This window comes from Mesorhizobium sp. WSM4806, assembly GCF_055811635.1.
On sequence record NZ_JBVVQZ010000070.1, the window covers coordinates 1 to 576 of the forward strand.

Consider the following 576-nt stretch of genomic DNA (forward strand, 5'->3'; position numbering starts at 1 on the left):
GGATCAAATGGCGGAGTGATCGGTATCCAGCCCAAGTTCGAGACGATCCAGCCGCCATACACGGCCAAGTGAAGGTAACGAAACGCATACTGCCCGTAAAAGAGGTAATCGCCTCAGCGATTTTCTCTTCCAAAGTTGCCTCGCTTGCTTCCTTCGCCCGGCGCTCCTCAATCGCTTGGATATTGCGTTTCAGTGCTTGGCTGAGTTCATGCGGAGGTGGCGGAGGCAACGTTGGAGAATCCATGGAACACCCGTTGGATAGCTATCGGTCCTGCCACTCTGGGCAACGTACAAAATCACGGTTATTCGACTTTGTTCCCGACTAGAGCCGCTTCACCTCGCGGATCTTAGGGCGAACAGCCCCGCTCCGCAGATCAAAACTGCACCGAGAACGGTGGTGATCTTCGGCACCTCGTCGAAAAACAGCAGCCCCCAAAGTGGAACCCAGACGATGGCCGTGTACTCGAAGACGGCAACGTTGCCTGCTGGGGCAAGGCGATAAGCCTGGGAAAGCAATGTCATTCCGGCAGATGCGATCACACCGCAGCCGGCCATCAGCAAAGTATCCTGGAGCGT

General features: G+C 55.9%; 1 protein-coding gene and 1 pseudogene. Both read right to left on the reverse strand.

Annotation, left to right across the window (positions count from 1 at the left end; all coding sequences use genetic code 11):
* A pseudogene (locus AC0L2M_RS34615) lies at positions 1–244 on the reverse strand (hypothetical protein); the annotation flags it as partial.
* Positions 245–333: 89 nt separating this feature from the next.
* A partial coding sequence (locus tag AC0L2M_RS34620; RefSeq protein ID WP_473537272.1) for an EamA family transporter occupies positions 334–576 on the reverse strand: 243 nt, incomplete at its 5' end.